The sequence below is a fragment of the Monashia sp. HAY1-5C genome (genome assembly GCF_056755255.1).
Map to the genome: position 1 here is coordinate 12,868 of NZ_JBPGXG010000044.1, position 16,685 is coordinate 29,552.

The following is a 16,685-nucleotide window of genomic DNA, read 5'->3' on the forward strand; positions in this document are numbered from 1 at the left end:
CGTACTTGACGCGAACATCGTTCGTTAGTAGAACGGTGTTCGTCACGAACAGCGTTCGTCTTCTTCGGACCCAAGGAGGGCCCCATGAGCACCCCGACCACGACCTCTCCGCCCCCGAGCGGCGTCAGCCCGACGTCCGGCGCCGTCCCCGCTCTCGCAGCGCACCCGTTCCGCTGGGCCGCGCTCTTCGTCGTCCTCGCCGCCGAGGTGATGGACCTGCTCGACGCCCTCGTCACGGTCATCGCCGGGCCCTCGGTCGTGCGCGACCTCGGCGGCTCGGCCACCCTCGTCCAGTGGTTCACGGCGGCCTACACCGTGGCCATGGCCTCGGGCCTGCTGCTCGGTGGACGTCTCGGCGACCTGTTCGGCCGGCGGCGGCTGTTCCTCGTCGGGATGGCCGGCTTCACGCTCGCCTCACTCGCGTGCGCAGCCGCCGTCTCTCCCGAGATGCTCGTCGTGACCCGGGTCGTCCAGGGGTTCTTCGGGGCCGCGATGATCCCGCAGGGCCTCGGGCTCATCAAGGAGATGTTCCCGCCCGCCGAGATGGGTCGGGCGTTCGGAGCCTTCGGGCCGGTCATGGGCCTGTCGTCGGTGGGCGGCCCGGTGCTGGCCGGATGGCTCGTCGACGCGGACCTCCTCGGCCTGGGCTGGCGAGCCATCTTCGCGATCAACGTGCCGATCGGGCTGGCCGGGTTCGTGGCGGGCCTGCGCTACCTGCCCGCCTCCCGGCCCGACCGGTCGCTGCGCATCGACGTGCCGGGCGCGCTGCTCGCGACCACGGGCATGGTGGCCCTCGTCGTCCCCCTCATCCAGGGCCGCGAGCAGCACTGGCCCGCGTGGTGCTTCGGCCTCCTCGCCCTGTCGCTCGGGGCCTTCGTCACCTTCGCCGTGCTCGAGCGGCGACGCGACCGGGTCGGACGCGCGACGCTCGTCGTGCCCTCGCTCTTCGGCAAGCGGGCCTTCACCTCGGGGCTGCTGACCGGGCTCGCCCTCTTCGGCTCCCTCATGGGCAGCTCACTCGTGCTCACCCTCTTCGTCCAGCTCGGCCTCGGCTTCGACCCGCTCCACGCCGGTCTTGCCGGCCTGCCCCAGGCGATCGGCATGACGGTCGGCTTCGGCATCGCCCAGGGGCTCAACGAGCGGCTCGGCCGGCACCTCATGCACCTCGGCGGCATCGTCCTCGCCGGCGGCCTCGTGCTGCTCGTCGCCGTCGTCGGCTCGGCCGGGGCATCGGTGACGATCCTCGCGATGGCGCCCGCGCTCGTCCTCATGGGAACCGGCATGGGCATGCTCATGGCGCCGTTCTTCGACATCGTGCTCGCGGGGGTCTCGCCGGAGGAGTCCGGTTCGGCGTCGGGCACCCTGACGGCGGTGCAGCAGATCGGCGGCGCGCTCGGCATCGCGGTGCTGGGCACGGTCTTCTTCAGCGGCATCGAGGACCCCACGAAGGGCTCGACCTCCGAACGGTTCACGGCGGCGACGCAGTCCTCGCTGTGGGTCGCGCTCGCGATGGTCGCCGTCGGCTGGCTGCTCGTCTTCCTCCTGCCCCGACGGGCCGAGCACCACGGCACCCACTGAGATCGCCGCATCGGGGCCTCGCCGCCTCCGCTCCGCCTTCCCGCGTGCCGTCGACCGGCGGACGCCGCGTCAGGGGTCGACCCCGGGCGCGGCGTTCGTCGGCTCCGGAAGGCCGGGCCACTCCTCTCGGAGGACGGCCCAGAGGTTGTCGTCGAGCCACGTGCCGTCCTTGCCGAGCGACCTGGCCCGGATCGTCGCCTCGTGGCGCATGCCGATCCGGCGGAGCACGCGGTTGGAGGCGACGTTCTCGGCGTACGCGTCGGCGGTGATGCGGCGCAGCCCGAGGTCGACGAACCCGATCCGCAGCAGCTCGGCCGCAGCTTCGTTGGCGAACCCGCGACCGTGGACGTCCGGGTGCAGGGCGTAGCCGATGGTGCCCTCCCAGGCCGGGGAAGGCGTGCGCGAGATGGAGTGGGAGGGCTCGAGGCGGAGCATGACGTCACCGACGACGCGCCCGGTGGCCTGCTCCTCGACGGCGAGGCCCAGCGTCGGTTCGAGGGCGTCGGGGCGCCCGCCGGCCATCCGGGTGAGGACCCGTTCGCGCACCTCGTCCGGGCTGAGGACGTCGTGGCTCAGGTGCACGACGACCTCGGGCAGGCTGCGGAAGGCGTGGATCGGATCGACGTCCTCCAGACGCAGCGGCCGCAGGACGAGACGCTCGGTGCGCCGGGGCCAGACGAGCCGCGACAGGTCGGGAGGCGACAGGTCGGATGGTGGCACGTCCGGGGGCGACATCAGCGCCAGCCGCCCTCGTCGACACCGCCCGGCACGTCGCCGAAGGGGTCGTACGGCGTCCGGGTGAAGCGGAACGAGGCGAGGTCGAGGTGGGACACCGTGCCGTCGGGTCGACGCACGACGCGCAGCGGCTCGCCCGTGTAGTAGCCGTCGAGGCCCACCCACGCGTCGGGCCCGTCGGCCGCCGCGCGGGCGAAGCGTGAGCCGCGCGCCTGACCCGGCTCGCCGAGGACGAGGTGCTCCCCGTCGAGCCGGGCCGTCGCGACGGCCGGGCCCCAGTGCCAGAGGCCCCCGAGCTCGGCGTGGCGCGCGTGCTCCGAGGCGGGCCCTGCCGGGTCGGCGTGCCACGGCTGCACCGGCTTCGGCTCGCGCTCGACGAACGCGTCGAGGAGCGCGGGTCCCAACGGCCCGAGGCCGGTGGTGGCGTTCGCCGTGACGACGACCCCGTCGCCGGAGTCGAGGCGCACCCGCAGGCCGGCGAGGAAGCCGGGCATCGAACCGCCGTGGCCGGCGTACCGGACGCCGTCGACGTTCCAGACCTGCCAGCCGAGGCCGTGGGCCGCCGTCCACGCCTGGCCGGGCAGGTCGTTGAGCGTCCGCGGCTCGCACATCTCGGCCAGGGTGTCACCGGACAGGACGTCCCCGGTGTCACCGGCGAGGAAGGCGGCCCAGCGCGCGAGGTCGCGCGTCGTCGACCACAGCTGCCCGGCGGGAGCCATGGCGCCGGCGTCGTGCTCCGGCTCGGGCAGCAGGACGTCGGCGAACGGGTGCACCGCCAGTCCCTGCGCCGCCTTTCCGGTCGGGCGGCTCGTCGTGCGGTCCATCCCGAGCGGCTCGAGCAGGTCGCGCCGGACCACCTCGAACCAGGCGGTGCCGTGGGCGCGGGCCACGAGCTCGCCGAGGGCCGCATAGCCGACGTTCGTGTAGTGGAAGCGCCGCCCCTGCGCGAACCGCTGCCGTACGGGGGAGGCGACGAGCTCCTCCCAGCTGCCGCCGGGGGTCCGCTCCCACCAGGGACCGTTCGTCTCGGCCTGCAGCCCGGCCCCGTGCGAGAGCAGCTGGGCGATCGTCACGTGCCCGAACGCCGTGCCGGGCACGTGGTCCTCGAACCGGTCCTCGAGCCCGAGGCGGCCGGCGTCGCGCAGACGCAGAACGGCGACCGCGACGAACGTCTTGGTGATCGATCCCATCCGGTACTGGGTGTCGGCGTCGGCGGGACTGCCACCGGGCCGTCCGTCGAGCGTGCCCACGGCCCGGGACCACACGAGCTCGCCGTCACGGACGATGCCGGCCGCCACCGAGGGCAGGCGCTTGGTCCGCTGCTCGGTCGCCAGGAGGTGGGTCAGGTGGCGGTCGGTGGCAGGGTCGACCGGGTAGGGGCGGTTCGCGCTCACCCGCCCGACCCTAGGTGTCGCCCACGGATGCCGCGATCGGCTTCGCCCGAGGAGTGCTCGGTTCCTCGAGAGGTGGGGCCTGCAGGCCGCACCGCTGCGGGAACCGCGCACTCCTGAGGCAACCGTGCGTCGTCAGCGGACGGTGTCCCCGACGGACGCCGCCCGGCAGGAGGGTCGGGCGGGGCGGGCGTCTGGCGTGGCGCAGGCCACCCCGGCAGGATGGGGACGGCGGCCCCACGGCCGCGCCGCATCGGATATCTTGATGTCAAGATTTCTTGCCGGTGGGTGGTCGCGGTCCCCGCCGAGGCGCCAGCGCCTCAGCCGGACCGGCTCAGGTTTCCCTGGACGGACGGCCCACCGACACGACCAGAGCACACCGAACGGAGCACCCGCGTTGGACTCGACCATCATCTACACGCACACCGACGAGGCCCCCGCGCTCGCCACGGCCTCGCTGCTGCCCATCGTCTCGGCCTTCGCCAAGCAGGCCGGTGTCGACGTCGAGACGCGCGACATCTCCCTGTCGGGCCGCATCCTGGCCTCCTTCCCGGACGTGCTGACGCCCGAGCAGGCCGCGACCGGCGTCGGGCACGACGCGCTGGCCGAGCTCGGCGCGCTCGCCCGGACACCCGAGGCCAACATCATCAAGCTGCCGAACATCTCGGCATCGATCCCGCAGCTCAAGGCGGCGGTCGCCGAGCTGCAGGCGCAGGGTTACGCCCTGCCGGACTACCCGGACAACCCCACCACGGACGCCGAGAAGGCCGCCCGCGCCGCCTACGACAAGGTCAAGGGATCGGCCGTGAACCCCGTTCTGCGCGAGGGTAACTCGGACCGGCGCGCTCCGGCGTCGGTCAAGAGCTACGCGCGCAGGCACCCACACTCGATGGGCGCCTGGAGCGCCGACTCGAAGACCAATGTCGCGACGATGGACGCCGGCGACTTCCGGCACAACGAGAAGTCCGTCGTCGTCGACGCCGACGGCACCATCCGCATCGAGCACGTCGCCGCCGACGGGACCGTCACCGTCCTCAAGCCGGACTTCCCGGTGCTGGCCGGCGAGGTCGTCGACGCCACGTACATGGACGTCGCCGCGCTCGAGCGCTTCCTCGCCGCCCAGGTCGAGCGCGCCAAGGAGGAGGGCGTCCTCTTCTCGGTGCACCTCAAGGCGACGATGATGAAGGTCTCCGACCCGATCATCTTCGGCCACGTCATCCGTGCCTTCTTCCCGAGCCTGTTCTCCGAGCACGCCGCCGAGCTCGCGGCCGCCGGCGCCTCGCCGAACGACGGCCTCGGGGCGATGCTCAAGTCGATCGAGTCCCTCCCGGCCGACCAGCGCGCCGCCGTCCAGGACGCCGTCCGGGCCGGCCTCGCCCAGGGCCCGGACCTCGCGATGGTCGACAGCAACCGCGGCATCACCAACCTGCACGTGCCGAGCGACGTCATCGTCGACGCGTCGATGCCGGCGATGATCCGCACCTCCGGTCACATGTGGAACGCCGAGGGCAACGAGCAGGACACCCTGGCCGTCCTCCCGGACAGCTCCTACGCGCCGATCTACCAGGTCGTCCTCGACGACTGCCGCGCCAACGGCGCCTTCGACCCGGCGACGATGGGCTCGGTCCCCAACGTCGGCCTCATGGCGCAGAAGGCCGAGGAGTACGGCAGCCACGACAAGACCTTCGAGATCGCCGAGGCCGGCACCGTGCGCGTCGTCGACGGCTCGGGCGCGACCCTGCTCGAGCACAGCGTCTCGGCCGGTGACATCTGGCGCGCCTGCCAGACCAAGGACGTGCCGATCCGTGACTGGGTCAAGCTCGCGGTCAACCGCGCCCGCGCGACCGGCACGCCCGCCGTGTTCTGGCTCGACGCCGACCGCGCGCACGACGCCAACCTCATCACCAAGGTCAAGGAGTACCTCGGCGAGCACGACACCGAGGGCCTGACCATCGAGATCATGGCGCCGGCCGAGGCCATCGCCTACTCGCTCGAGCGCATCCGCAAGGGCGAGGACACCATCTCGGTCACCGGCAACGTCCTGCGCGACTACCTGACCGACCTCTTCCCGATCCTCGAGCTCGGCACGTCGGCCAAGATGCTCTCGGTCGTCCCCCTCATCGACGGCGGCGGCCTGTTCGAGACGGGCGCCGGTGGCTCGGCGCCCAAGCACGTGCAGCAGCTCGTCCAGGAGAACTACCTTCGCTGGGACAGCCTCGGCGAGTTCCTCGCCATCGCCGTCAGCCTCGAGCACCTCGCCGAGGCCACCGGCAACGCCCGCGCCAAGGTTCTCGGCCAGACCCTCGACCGGGCGACGGGGCGCCTCCTCGACGAGAACAAGTCGCCGGCACGCAAGGTCGGCCAGATCGACAACCGCGGCAGCCACTTCTACCTCGCCCTCTACTGGGCGCAGGAGCTGGCACAGCAGGCCGACGACCCCGCGCTGGCCGCTGCGTTCGCGGACACCGCCAAGGCACTCGCGGAGAACGCCGCCGCCATCGACGCCGAGCTCATCGGCGCCCAGGGCCACCCGGTCGACATCGGCGGCTACTACCGGCCCGACCCGGCCAAGGTCGCCGAGGTCATGCGCCCGTCCGCAACGCTCAACCAGATCATCGACGCACTCGCCTGACGCGCCACCGCCCGTCCGACGTGCCCACCCGACCATCGCGGTCGGGTGGGCACGTCCCTTTTCGACCGGCTCCGGCCTAGGGGGCGTCAGGACTCGGCGTCGCGCAGGGCCTCGCTGGCCTCGGCGATGATGGCCTGCATCGCGGCGGACGCCGCCGCACCGTCGCCGGACTGCACGGCCTCGGCGACGTCGCCGTGCAGTCGGACCGCAACCGGGTTGGGCGTCGAGGGCATGAGGTCGTGGTGCGTGCGGCCGGCGAGAACCTCGCCGACGACGCCCGACAGCGCGGCGAGCATCTCGTTGCCGGATGCCGACAGCAGCGTGGCGTGGAAGAGCTGGTCGGCCTCCAGGTAGGCCTCGAGGTCGCCCGACTTGGCGTGCACGGCCATCGCCATCACCGCGCCGACCAGGACGCCGCACTGGTCGGGGCTGGCGTGGGCGGCGGCGAGCTCGGCGGCGACGGGCTCGACACCGCGGCGCAGCTCGCCGAGCGAGAGCAGCTGCTCCTCGCGGCCCGGGCCGTCGAGCCGCCAGCGGATGACGCGGGGGTCGAAGACGTTCCACGACGTGCTCGGCAGGACCCGGACGCCGATGCGCTTGCGGGCCTCGACGAGACCCATGGAGTCGAGCACCCGGACGGCCTCGCGCACGACCGAGCGGGACACGCCGTAGCGCTCGTCGAGCTGGTCGATGCGCAGCACCGTGCCGGACGGCAGCTCCCCGGAGACGACCTGGCGTCCCAACGCGTCGAGCACGCTGGCGTGGAGCGCGGGACGTCGGTCGACCGTCATGGCGCCAGCCTGTCACACGACAGATGCACCGTGGCCATGGCGCGTTTAAATCAGTTTTATTTCCGCTTACCTCTTGTTAAGACCTCTTTCTTGCTCCACCCTAGGTCCAGCGACTCGATGAAGAGATCGATCGAGCCGGACGAAGGAGTCACGGAGCATGCAGCACCACCCACCACCCCTCGTCGTCGTCATGGGGGTGTCCGGCTCGGGCAAGACCACGGTCGGCGCCGCCCTGGCCCAGCGCCTGCGCGTCCCGTTCGCGGACGCCGACGACTTCCACCCCCCGGCGAACGTCGCCAAGATGTCGGCCGGCGTCCCGCTCACCGACGGTGACCGGGCACCGTGGCTGGCCACGATCGCGGCCTGGCTCGCCGACCACGCCCGGACCGGCGGCGTCACGAGCTGCTCAGCGCTCCGGCGCGCCTACCGCGAGGTCCTCACGGCCGCGGCCCCTGAGGCGTACTTCGTCCACCTCCACGGCGACCGGGAGGTCATCGCCGCCCGCGTCGCCGGCCGGCCGGGGCACTTCATGCCCGCTGCCCTCGTCGAGTCGCAGTTCGCGACCCTCGAGCCGCTCGGCGCCGACGAGCGCGGCGCCGTCCTCGAGGTCGACCAGCCCGTCGACGACCTCGTCACCCAGTCCCTCGACCTCCTGCACCACCGAGACCCGGAAGCGACCCTGTCATGACCGCCGCCCTGCTCCACCTGCTGCCCGCATCGGCCGTGTCCGCCGATGCCGCGCCCGTCATCCCCGCCGGACGCCTCGTGCCGGCCGCGCTGCTCGGCATCGCCGTCCTCGTCGTGCTCATCGTGCGGTTCAAGCTGCACCCGTTCCTCGCGCTGACGCTCGGCTCGCTGACCGTCGGCGGCATCGCCGGCGTGGCGATGTCCGACGTCATGGACAGCTACACCAAGGGCTTCGGCAGCACCGCCGCCGGCGTCGGCATCCTCATCGCCCTCGGCGCGATGTTCGGCAAGCTGCTCGCCGACTCCGGCGGCGCCGACGAGATCGTCGACACGATCGTCGGCCGCAGCTCGACCCGGACCCTGCCCTGGGCCATGGCCGGTGTCGGCGCCGTCATCGGCCTGCCGATGTTCTTCGAGATCGGCCTCGTGCTGCTCATGCCGGTGATCTTCCTCGTCGCCCGGCGCTCGGGCCTGTCCCTCGTGCGCGTCGGCATCCCAGCCCTCGCCGGGCTGTCCGCGATGCACGGCCTCGTGCCGCCGCACCCGGGTCCCCTGGTGGCCATCGACGCGCTCAAGGCCGACCTCGGCATCACGCTCGGCCTCGGCATCCTCGTCGCCATCCCGACGGTCGCGGTGGCCGGCCCGTGGTTCGCGCGTCTGGCCTCCCGCTGGGTCGACGTGCCCGCTCCCGAGCTCTTCGAGGCCCGGCCGGAAGCGGCCACCCGGCGTCCGTCGTTCGGCACGACGCTGTTCACCGTGCTGACGCCGGTCGCCCTCATGATGGGCAAGGCCCTCGCCGACGTCCTCGCCGGCAAGGACACCCCTGCCCGCGCCGTCCTCGACTTCCTCGGCACGCCGCTGGTCGCACTGCTCATCGCCGTCATCCTCGCCATGTTCACCCTCGGCCGCGGCGCGGGCATGGGAGTCAAGGAGGTCGGGTCGTCGCTCGAGGCCTCGCTCGGCCCGATCGCCGGCATCGTCCTCATCGTCGCCGCCGGCGGTGGCTTCAAGCAGACGCTCGTCGACACCGGCATCGGCCGCCTCGTCGCGGACTGGATCGCCCAGAGCGGGCTGTCGGTGCTCCTGCTCGCCTGGCTCGTCGCGGTGCTCATCCGACTCGCCACCGGCTCGGCGACGGTCGCGACGGTCACCGCCTCCGGCATCCTCGCCCCGCTCGCGTCGGGCATGTCGACGACCGAGGTCTCCCTCATGGTCCTGGCCATCGGCGCCGGTTCGGTGTTCTTCTCGCACGTCAACGACGCCGGCTTCTGGCTCGTCAAGGAGTACTTCGGCATGAAGGTCGGCCAGACGGTCAAGACGTGGTCGCTCATGGAGACCGTCCTGTCGGTGACCGGCCTCGGCCTCGTGCTCCTGCTGAACCTCGTCGTCTAGGTCCACGAGACGACTGGGTGCACGAGACGCCCACCCGACCGCCGCGGCCGGGTGGGCGTCTCGCGGCGTGCCTCAGACCCTTGGGACGTCGAAGAAGCTCGCGAGGTTGGCGGCGAGGCCGAGGTCGCCCTTGGCCTTGATCCTGCCGGTCATGAACATCATGACCGGGTTGCCGCTCTTGCTGACCAGCTTGAGGAACTCGACCGGGCCCATCGTCAGGGCCAGGGTCGCGGCGCCGTCGAGGCCGCGGGTCGTGGTGCACGTGCCGTCCTGGACCCGCACGGTCCACTCGTCCGCGCCCCCCTCGGGCCGGCCGGTGACCGTCCAGTGCGTCGTGGCGGTCGTGGACCCGGCACGGTCGGCCCGGAACAGCTCGGGCATCCGCTCGAAGACCGAGCGCAGGACCACCTCGCGGTTCGGCGAGGCCATGAGCGCGGCGACGTCCTTGTCGGACATCGTCTTCACGGTCTGGATGAAGGCGGCCGGCTCGACGGCGGCCAGCTGCTCGGGGGTGGCGGTCGCGAAGTCGATGTCGGACATGGAGGCCCCTTTCGGGCGACGACGAGGACGGTTACCGGCGGTAACCTATCGGACGGTGGCGCTCTCGAGGAACCAGCCCGCGACCATCCCCTCGGGGCGGCCGGGCTCGATGAAGTGCTCCCACCCGAAGGCCACCGCGAACATCTGCTCGGGGATCTCGAGCATCCCCTGGGCATCGGACTGGCTCGCATGCGCCTTGAGCGCCGAGCGCTTGACCTCGAGGAAGTCGCTGACGTCGCAGGCCCAGTGCAGCTCCTCCTCGAGGCTGCCGAGCGGGTTGCCGTCGTCCATCGGCGCACGCGGGTCCCACTCGCCCACGTCGTGCCCGGCGGCGACGGCGGCCTCGTGGGAGCGGATCATCGCGGTCCGGTTCATCGACGACTCGAGATAGCGCGGCGTCCCGGCGAGCTCGGCGGCCCGACGGGTCACGGCGTGCACCTTGACGTGGTCGGGGTGCCCGTAGCCGCCGTGCCAGTCGTAGCCGACGACGACGTCGGCGTCCTCCTCGCGCAGCACCGCGGCGACGCGCTGCGCCGCCTCCTCGGTGTCGACCCGCATGAAGCTGCCCTCGTGCTCGTTCTGCGCCCACCCCGTCATGCCCGAGTCGGCGTAGCCGAGGAAGACGACGCGGTGCGTGCCGATGACGGCGTTCGACGCCTCGGCCTCGACGCGCCGGCGGTGCACGACGGTCTCGCCCTCGGCGAGGTCACCGGGGACGTCGCCGTGGTCGCCGTTGGTGGCGACGACGAGGACGACGCGGTGCCCCTCGGAGACCGCACGGGCCATGGAGCCGGAGGTCTGCGACGCCTCGTCGTCGGGATGGGCGTGGACGAACACGACGGTTGCCATGGCGTCAGCCTCTCACTGCCCACCGACGGGCGCTGCAGGATCCCCGGCGGAGACGGTGTAGACGATGAACCCGTCGTAGCTCGCCACCTCGTCGTAGAGCCGGCGGGCGACCGCGTTGGTCTCGTGCGTCTGCCAGTAGACGCTCCCGCAGCCCTGCCCGCGCGCCCACTCGCGCACCGCGGCGATGAGCGCCCGCGCGACCCCTCGCCCGCGCACGCCCGGGTCGGTGAAGAGGTCCTCGAGGTAGCAGAGGTCGGGCTCGCTGGAGCTCGGGTGAACCAGGAAGTGCGTGATGCCGACGAGCTCGCCCCCGAGCCAGGCGCCCAGACCGTGCAGCCTTGCGTCCGAACCGATCTCGCGCCAGGCCCTGTCGTAGGCGGACTGGTCCAGCTCGCGCCCGTAGAAGGCGATGTAGGCCCGGAAGAGCGACTCCCACCGGTCCCGGTCGGCCGGCCCGAGGCGTCGGATCTCGATCACACGGCGACGCTAGCGCGAGGCGCAGAGGCGGTCAGGACTTCTTGGATGCCGCCTTCTTCGTCGTGGTCTTCCTGGCCGTCTTGCGGGTCGACTTCGTCGCGGCGCGCTTGCGCGTCGTCGGGCCCTTGGCGCGCTTCTCGGCGAGCAGCTCGTAGCCGCGCTCGGGCGAGATCGAGGCCGGGTCGTCGTCCTTGCGCAGCGTCGCGTTCGTCTCGCCGTCGGTGACGTACGGGCCGAAGCGGCCGTCCTTGACGACGACCGGCTTGCCGCTCACCGGGTCGGTGCCGAGCTCCTTGAGCGGCGCCGACGCGGCACGCCCGCGTTGCTTGGGCTGGGCGTAGATCGCCAGCGCCTCCTCGAGCGTGATGTCGAACAGCTGCTGCTCGGTCTGCAGCGAGCGCGAGTCCGTGCCCTTCTTGAGGTACGGGCCGTAGCGGCCGTTCTGCGCGGTGATCTCCACGCCCTCGGCGTCGACGCCGACGAGGCGCGGGAGGCTGAGCAGCTTCAGCGCGGTCTCGAGGTCGATGGTGGCGAGGTCCATGTCCTTGAACAACGAGGCCGTGCGCGGCTTGACCTTGGCCACCCTGCGGCCCTTGGGCTTCTCACCACCGGACGCGTCCTCGTCCTCGATGACCTCCGTGACGTACGGGCCGTAGCGTCCGGCGCGGGCGACGACGTCGCGCCCGGTCTCGGGGTCCTGCCCGAGGACCCGGCCGTCGTCGGCGGCGACCTCGAGCAGCTCGCGGGCCTTCTCGGGCGTCATCTCGTCCGGCGCGACGTCGTCGGTGATCGTCGCCCGGCGCGGTGTGGCGGACCCGTCTGCCCCCTCGGCGACCTCGCCGGTCTCGAGGTCGACGCCGCGGGGCCCGACCTCCTCCACGTAGGGGCCGTAGCGACCGACGCGCACGACCATGCCGTCACCGAGGGGGATGGTGCTGATCTCCCTGGCGTCGATCTCGCCGAGGTCGTCGACGAGCTGCTTGAGCCCCGCGCCGGAGGTGGCCTCGGTGCCGAAGTAGAACCGCTTGAGCCAGTCGGCGCGGCCCTCCTCGCCACCGGCGATGCGGTCGAGGTCCTCCTCCATGGACGCGGTGAACTCGTAGTCGACGAGCTCTCCGAAGTGCTCCTCGAGCAGGCGGGTCACGGCGAACGCGAGCCACGTCGGCACGAGGGCCTGGCCCTTGGTGAAGACGTAGCCGCGGTCCTGGATCGTGCCGATGGTCGCGGCGTACGTGGACGGGCGGCCGATGCCGCGCTCCTCCATCGCCTTGACGAGCGTCGCCTCGGTGTAACGGGCGGGCGGGCTCGTCTCGTGCCCGTCGGCCTCGGCACGCACGACCTCGATGGCCACGCCCGGGGACAGCCGGGGAAGGCGGCGCTCCTCGGCGGCCGCGTCGGCGCGGGCGACGGCCTCGTCGTCGCGGCCCTCCTCGTAGGCGGCGAGGAAGCCCTTGAAGGTGATGACGGTGCCGCTCGCGCTGAACTCGACCTGCCGGGCGCCCTCGACGGCGGTGTCGACGGACAGCCGCACCGTGGCCGTCGAGCCGCGGGCGTCGGCCATCTGGGAGGCGACGGTGCGCTTCCAGATCAGCTCGTAGAGGGCGAACTCCTCGCCGCGCAGCTCGCCGGCCACCTGGGCCGGGCTGCGGAACCGGTCGCCGGCGGGCCGGATGGCCTCGTGGGCCTCCTGCGCGTTCTTGACCTTCTTCTCGTAGCGGCGCGGCGACTCGGGCACGTACTCGGCGCCGTACATGTCGCGGGCCTGGCTGCGGGCGGCGGTGAGCGCGGCGTCCGACAGCGTCGTGCTGTCGGTACGCATGTAGGTGATGTAGCCGTTCTCGTAGAGACGCTGGGCCACGCGCATCGCGTTCTTGCTGCTCAGGCGCAGCTTGCGCGAGGCCTCCTGCTGGAGCGTCGAGGTGGTGAACGGGGCCGACGGACGGCGGGTGTACGGCTTCTCCTGCACGTCGGTGACGCGCGCGTCGGCGCCGGTGCACGCCTCGGCGATGCGTCGGGCCAGGGCCTCGTCGAGGTGGACGACGCCCCTGCCGGTCAGCTCACCGGCGTCCGAGAAGTCGCGGCCGGTGGCGACGCGGGCACCGTCGACGGAGGCCAGGCGCGCGGCGAAGCGCTGCTGCTCGCCCCCGGGCGTGAACTCGCCCTCGACGTCCCAGTAGGACGCCTTGACGAAGGCCATCCGCTCGCGCTCGCGCTCGACGACCATCCGCGTCGCGACGGACTGGACGCGTCCGGCCGAGAGCCCCTGGCGCACCTTGCGCCACAGGACCGGGCTGACCTCGTAGCCGTAGAGGCGGTCGAGGATGCGGCGGGTCTCCTGGGCGTCGACGAGTCGGGTGTCGAGCTCACGGGTGTCGTTGACGGCGCGCTGGATGGCCTCGCGGGTGATCTCGTGGAAGACCATGCGCTTGACCGGGACCCGCGGCTTGAGGGCCTCGAGCAGGTGCCAGGCGATGGCCTCGCCCTCGCGGTCCTCATCGGTGGCGAGATAGAGCTCGCTCGCGTCCTTGAGGAGGCGCTTGAGGTCGGCGACCTTCTTCTTCTTGTCCGGGTCGACGACGTAGTACGGCTCGAAGCCGTTGTCGACGTCGACGGCGAACTTGCCGAACGGGCCCTTCTTCATGTCGGCCGGCAGCTCGGACGGGTTCGGCAGGTCGCGGATGTGACCCACCGACGCCTCGACCTCGAAGTCCCCGCCGAGGTACCCGGCGATCGTCTTCGCCTTCGCGGGCGACTCGACGATGACGAGCTTGCGGCCCTTGCCTGCAGCCATGACACACCTACGACTTCCCGGTCTCACGTGCAGCGGATTCGTCGCTGCTCCGACGTGGACGCGCCCTGACCGTAACAGCCCGCGGCACGTGGCATCGGCAGGGCCCACGCGCGCCGGTGCACCGGGCAGCCCGTCGGCGGGGAAGAAAGCCCGCCCGGACGGCGTTCCCGTGGTAGTTTAGAGTTCAACTTGTCGGGAGGAGCCCCCATGTCCGCCGCACCCGTCCTGTACCTCAGCCACGGCGCCCCGCCGCTCGCCGACGACCGGCGCTGGACGGCCGAGCTGTCCGCGTGGTCGGCCGACCTGCCGAAGCCGAAGGACGTCCTCATCGTCTCCGCGCACTGGGAGGACGCCCCGACGACGCTCGGCTCGACGACCGGCGCACCGCTGACCTACGACTTCTGGGGCTTCCCGCAGAAGTACTACGAGGTCACCTACGACGCGCCCGCCGCCCCGCAGCTGGCCGACGAGGTGACGCGCCTGCTGAGCTCGCCCGGCCACGAGGTGCACCGCGACGAGGCCCGTGGCCTCGACCACGGCGCGTACGTCCCGCTGAAGGAGATGTTCCCCGACGCCGACGTGCCGGTCCTGCAGATGTCGATGCCCACGCTCGACCCGCGCGGCCTCTTCGAGATCGGCCGGCGCCTGGCGCCGCTGCGCGAGCAGGGCACCCTCATCGTCGGCTCCGGCTTCACGACCCACAACCTGCGCTGGTTCAACCCGGCCGGCGGTGCCGACGGCACTCCCCCGCAGGCGAGCGCCGAGTTCGACCACTGGGCCCGGGAGGCCATGGCCGCGCAGGACGTCGACGCGTTGCTCGACTTCGCCGCCAAGGCCCCGGCCGCGCACGAGGCGCACCCGCGGACCGAGCACTTCGCACCGCTGTTCGTGACGCTCGGAGCCGCCTCCGCGTCGGGGAACCTGGGCTCCGAGAGCGTCATCGACGGCTTCTGGTTCGGCCTGAGCAAGCGCTCCTGGCAGCTCGGCTGACGCGCGCGGGGACGCCCCGGGGGCGCCTCGGGGACGCCGCGGAGAGGCGCGGGGACGCCCCGGGGCGCATCCGTCCGGAGAACCGGCCGGGCCCCGCGGAACTCCCGCGGGGCCCGTGTCGTTCCAGGAGCGTGGGGCGCCCCACGAAACGCGACCGCGGCTCGGTGTTTCCCCTGGCACCGAACCGTGGTCGCCCCCGTCGGCCGCGTTCCCGGGTCTCTCGACACCTCCCTCGCGGGGGCTCCCGGGACGCGGCCTCCGGGCGTCGTGGAACCCCGCAGATCGCCGTCCCGTCGCAGGCGCGCGGCACGTAGAGTGGCCGTACGCCCGAGACGGGTCACGGGCCCGGCGCGCAGCCGGGGCCGACCCGCGGGCGAGGGACTTCGGTCGCGTCGCCGACGCGGCCGGCACCGAGGGGAAGGACCCGTCGCACGATGACCGACCAGCCCGCCGCCCAGGCCGCAGCAGCTCCGGCAGCCCCCGCTCAGCAGGTGACGCCTCTCGCCCCGCCGCCGAGCGAGGCCTTCGTCCTCACCGCCCCGGCACCGGCCCAGCCGGTCGCCGAGACCGCGGCGCCGAAGATGGCCCCGGCCGTGCCCGAGGCCGCGCTGCCCGGACTGGACTCGAAGGTCGACACCTACCTCGAAGGCCTCATGCGCACCACCGCGAAGTCCCCCGAGTGGGAGTCCAGGGCGGCCGACGTGCGCAGCATGGGCACCGACGAGATCCGGTTCGCCGCCGAGAGCAGCAACCGGATGCTCCAGATGCCGGTCAAGGCCCTCAACGAGGGCGGCCTGTCCGGCAGCTCGAAGGTCGGCAAGACGCTGCTCGACCTCCGGCGCACGGTCGAGGACCTCGACCCTGCCCAGGCCCAGGGCGCCAAGAAGCTCCTCGGCATGATCCCGTTCGGCGACCGGGTCACCGACTACTTCCGCAAGTACCAGTCGGCCCAGAGCCACCTCAACGGCATCCTGCACTCGCTCCAGTCCGGCCAGGACGAGCTGACCAAGGACAACGTCGCGCTCAACCTCGAGAAGAAGAACCTCTGGGAGTCGATGGGCCGGCTCAACCAGTACGTCTACGTCGCCGAGCGGCTCGACGCCAAGCTCGCCGCGCAGGTCGCGACCCTCGAGGTCACCGACCCGGAGAAGGCCAAGGCGCTGCGCGAGGACGTCCTGTTCTACGTCCGGCAGAAGCACCAGGACCTGCTGACGCAGCTGGCCGTGTCGATCCAGAACTACCTGGCCATCGACATCATCATCAAGAACAACATCGAGCTCATCAAGGGCGTCGACCGCGCGACGACGACCACCGTGTCGGCGCTGCGCACCGCCGTCATCGTGGCCCAGGCGCTGAACAACCAGCAGCTGGTCCTCGACCAGATCACGGCGCTCAACACCACGACGTCCGGGCTCATCGAGCGCACCTCCGAGGCCCTGAAGCAGAACTCGGCTCGCATCCAGGAGCAGGCCGCCGGCTCGACGCTGTCGATCGAGGCGCTGCAGAAGGCCTTCGCGAACATCTACGAGACGATGGACACCATCGACCAGTTCAAGGTGCGGGCGCTCGACACCATGGCCGCGACGATCGGCACGCTCGAGACCGAGGTCGCCAAGTCGCGCAGCTACCTCGAACGGGTCGCCTCGCACGATGCACGCCAGTCCGCCAACGCGGCGCCCGGCGTCCTCGACCTCCGCGGCCCGACGCGATGACGGGCCGGTGACATCAGCCGGGCTGCCCGGCAAGGACGAGCGGGGCCGGCCGGTGGCCGGCCCCGACGGTGATCGGGACGATGAAGAGGGGTCTCGCAGTGGGTCTTTGGTCTGTTTCTT

13 protein-coding genes are annotated in these 16,685 nt (G+C 72.1%); 6 read left to right on the forward strand and 7 right to left on the reverse strand.

All coding sequences use genetic code 11. The features are described from left to right. Positions 1-84 precede the first annotated feature (84 nt). Positions 85-1,578: an MFS transporter gene (locus ACR9ZK_RS09030; RefSeq protein ID WP_481341563.1), complete on the forward strand. Its 1,494-nt coding sequence runs from the start codon at positions 85-87 to the stop codon at positions 1,576-1,578. Between the two features lie 69 nt (positions 1,579-1,647). On the opposite strand, the gene ACR9ZK_RS09035 is transcribed toward ACR9ZK_RS09030, so the two are convergent. Together ACR9ZK_RS09035 and ACR9ZK_RS09040 are read right to left on the reverse strand one after the other, a co-directional pair. After that, entirely contained in the window at positions 1,648-2,313 is a 666-nt protein-coding gene (locus tag ACR9ZK_RS09035) for a GNAT family N-acetyltransferase (RefSeq protein WP_481341564.1), read from the reverse strand. Then, positions 2,313-3,707, reverse strand: a complete 1,395-nt coding sequence (locus ACR9ZK_RS09040) for a serine hydrolase domain-containing protein (RefSeq protein WP_481341565.1) — start codon at positions 3,705-3,707, stop codon at positions 2,313-2,315. Before ACR9ZK_RS09040 ends, ACR9ZK_RS09035 begins: the two co-directional genes overlap by 1 nt. 394 nt (positions 3,708-4,101) lie before the next feature. Between ACR9ZK_RS09040 and ACR9ZK_RS09045 the strand changes: the two genes are divergently transcribed. Further along, positions 4,102-6,336: an NADP-dependent isocitrate dehydrogenase gene (locus tag ACR9ZK_RS09045; protein WP_481341566.1), complete on the forward strand. Its 2,235-nt coding sequence runs from the start codon at positions 4,102-4,104 to the stop codon at positions 6,334-6,336. Between the two features lie 86 nt (positions 6,337-6,422). Here the strand turns inward: ACR9ZK_RS09045 and ACR9ZK_RS09050 are convergent, their stop codons facing one another. Beyond that, the gene (locus tag ACR9ZK_RS09050; RefSeq protein WP_481341567.1) at positions 6,423-7,127 is read right to left on the reverse strand and encodes a FadR/GntR family transcriptional regulator; all 705 of its coding nucleotides are present in this window, start codon (positions 7,125-7,127) and stop codon (positions 6,423-6,425) included. 157 nt (positions 7,128-7,284) lie between these two features. On the opposite strand from ACR9ZK_RS09050, the gene ACR9ZK_RS09055 reads away from it, so the two are divergent. Both ACR9ZK_RS09055 and ACR9ZK_RS09060 read left to right on the forward strand, forming a co-directional pair. After that, the gene (locus tag ACR9ZK_RS09055) at positions 7,285-7,815 is read left to right on the forward strand and encodes a gluconokinase (protein WP_481341568.1); all 531 of its coding nucleotides are present in this window, start codon (positions 7,285-7,287) and stop codon (positions 7,813-7,815) included. Beyond that, positions 7,812-9,206: a GntP family permease gene (locus ACR9ZK_RS09060; RefSeq protein WP_481341569.1), complete on the forward strand. Its 1,395-nt coding sequence runs from the start codon at positions 7,812-7,814 to the stop codon at positions 9,204-9,206. Before ACR9ZK_RS09055 ends, ACR9ZK_RS09060 begins: the two co-directional genes overlap by 4 nt. A gap of 72 nt (positions 9,207-9,278) precedes the next feature. On the opposite strand, the gene ACR9ZK_RS09065 is transcribed toward ACR9ZK_RS09060, so the two are convergent. From ACR9ZK_RS09065 to topA, 4 genes are read right to left on the reverse strand one after another with little or no spacing between them, the layout of a single operon-like run. Continuing rightward, positions 9,279-9,746, reverse strand: coding sequence for an SCP2 sterol-binding domain-containing protein (locus ACR9ZK_RS09065; RefSeq protein ID WP_481341570.1), 468 nt, complete (start codon positions 9,744-9,746; stop codon positions 9,279-9,281). A gap of 45 nt (positions 9,747-9,791) precedes the next feature. After that, positions 9,792-10,595: a PIG-L deacetylase family protein gene (locus ACR9ZK_RS09070; RefSeq protein WP_481341571.1), complete on the reverse strand. Its 804-nt coding sequence runs from the start codon at positions 10,593-10,595 to the stop codon at positions 9,792-9,794. 12 nt (positions 10,596-10,607) lie between these two features. Continuing rightward, positions 10,608-11,072 (reverse strand): N-acetyltransferase family protein, encoded by a 465-nt coding sequence (locus tag ACR9ZK_RS09075; RefSeq protein ID WP_481341572.1) that lies wholly within the window; start codon positions 11,070-11,072, stop codon positions 10,608-10,610. A gap of 31 nt (positions 11,073-11,103) precedes the next feature. After that, entirely contained in the window at positions 11,104-13,863 is a 2,760-nt protein-coding gene (gene topA / locus ACR9ZK_RS09080) for a type I DNA topoisomerase (protein ID WP_481341573.1), read from the reverse strand. Positions 13,864-14,070: 207 nt separating this feature from the next. On the opposite strand from topA, the gene ACR9ZK_RS09085 reads away from it, so the two are divergent. Both ACR9ZK_RS09085 and ACR9ZK_RS09090 read left to right on the forward strand, forming a co-directional pair. After that, positions 14,071-14,853 carry a dioxygenase family protein gene (locus ACR9ZK_RS09085; RefSeq protein ID WP_481341574.1) on the forward strand — a complete coding sequence of 261 codons (783 nt, stop codon included), beginning with the start codon at positions 14,071-14,073 and terminating at the stop codon, positions 14,851-14,853. Positions 14,854-15,287: 434 nt separating this feature from the next. Continuing rightward, the gene (locus ACR9ZK_RS09090) at positions 15,288-16,565 is read left to right on the forward strand and encodes a toxic anion resistance protein (protein ID WP_481341575.1); all 1,278 of its coding nucleotides are present in this window, start codon (positions 15,288-15,290) and stop codon (positions 16,563-16,565) included. Positions 16,566-16,685: the final 120 nt, after the last annotated feature.

Coding starts and splice junctions, on each gene's coding strand:
- ACR9ZK_RS09030 (WP_481341563.1), top strand. CDS start 85: ATGAGCACCCCGACCACGACCTCTCCGCCCCCGAGCGGCGTCAGCCCG.
- ACR9ZK_RS09035 (WP_481341564.1), bottom strand. CDS start 2,313: ATGTCGCCCCCGGACGTGCCACCATCCGACCTGTCGCCTCCCGACCTG.
- ACR9ZK_RS09050 (WP_481341567.1), bottom strand. CDS start 7,127: ATGACGGTCGACCGACGTCCCGCGCTCCACGCCAGCGTGCTCGACGCG.
- ACR9ZK_RS09055 (WP_481341568.1), top strand. CDS start 7,285: ATGCAGCACCACCCACCACCCCTCGTCGTCGTCATGGGGGTGTCCGGC.
- ACR9ZK_RS09060 (WP_481341569.1), top strand. CDS start 7,812: ATGACCGCCGCCCTGCTCCACCTGCTGCCCGCATCGGCCGTGTCCGCC.
- ACR9ZK_RS09065 (WP_481341570.1), bottom strand. CDS start 9,746: ATGTCCGACATCGACTTCGCGACCGCCACCCCCGAGCAGCTGGCCGCC.
- ACR9ZK_RS09070 (WP_481341571.1), bottom strand. CDS start 10,595: ATGGCAACCGTCGTGTTCGTCCACGCCCATCCCGACGACGAGGCGTCG.
- topA (WP_481341573.1), bottom strand. CDS start 13,863: ATGGCTGCAGGCAAGGGCCGCAAGCTCGTCATCGTCGAGTCGCCCGCG.
- ACR9ZK_RS09085 (WP_481341574.1), top strand. CDS start 14,071: ATGTCCGCCGCACCCGTCCTGTACCTCAGCCACGGCGCCCCGCCGCTC.
- ACR9ZK_RS09090 (WP_481341575.1), top strand. CDS start 15,288: ATGACCGACCAGCCCGCCGCCCAGGCCGCAGCAGCTCCGGCAGCCCCC.